The sequence below is a fragment of the Streptococcus mitis genome, assembly GCF_946190375.1.
Lineage (GTDB): Bacteria > Bacillota > Bacilli > Lactobacillales > Streptococcaceae > Streptococcus > Streptococcus mitis_CJ.
In genome coordinates this window covers 1-650 of sequence record NZ_CAMIAF010000043.1, presented here as the reverse complement: position 1 = coordinate 650, position 650 = coordinate 1, and the positions used below count along the sequence as shown (strand labels likewise).

Below are 650 nucleotides of genomic sequence, written 5' to 3'. Positions count from 1 at the left end.
GGCTTAGAGCGCGGTGAAACCTTCAAAGCTATTGGACAGTCCATTCTAAAAGACCCAACTACTGTTTCTAAAGAAGTCAAACGAAACAGACAGGTTAGAGAATCTACTTGTGATAACCTTCCTTGCCCTCTACTCGACAAGGCTCCCTTTGTCTGTAATGGCTGCCCTAAAAGAAGACAGAATTGTGGCTATAAGAAGATCTTCTACCTCGCTAAGCAAGCTCAAAAGCAGTACGAACAAACTCTTGTTGAATCTCGTGAAGGAACTCCTCTCAATTCCAAGACCTTCTGGGACATGGACAAAGTCATTTCTGATGGGGTTAAAAAGGGACAACACATCTATCATATTCTGAAAACTCATAACCTCGATGTTAGCTCCTCAACTGTCTATCGGCACATCCGAAAAGGGTACCTATCTATCGCTCCTATTGATCTAGCAAGAGCCGTTAAATTCAAAGAAAGACGGAAAAGTAAACTACCTTCCATCCCTAAAGAAGCTAAAAAAGGCCGTTCCTATGAGGATTTCCAAAACTATTTAGTCCTTAATCAACTAGACTCTTGGCTGGAAATGGATACCGTTATGGGGAGGATGGGAGGTAAAGTCCTACTCACCTTCAATCTATCTTTCTGTAACTTTATCTTCGCTAGACT

The 650-nt window shown here is 41.8% G+C and carries 1 protein-coding gene; it reads left to right on the top strand.

Annotated elements, in window-relative coordinates; translation table 11 throughout:
- The coding region (locus tag N8M09_RS10875) for a helix-turn-helix domain-containing protein (protein WP_261065190.1) at positions 1-650 on the top strand (650 nt) is incomplete at both ends.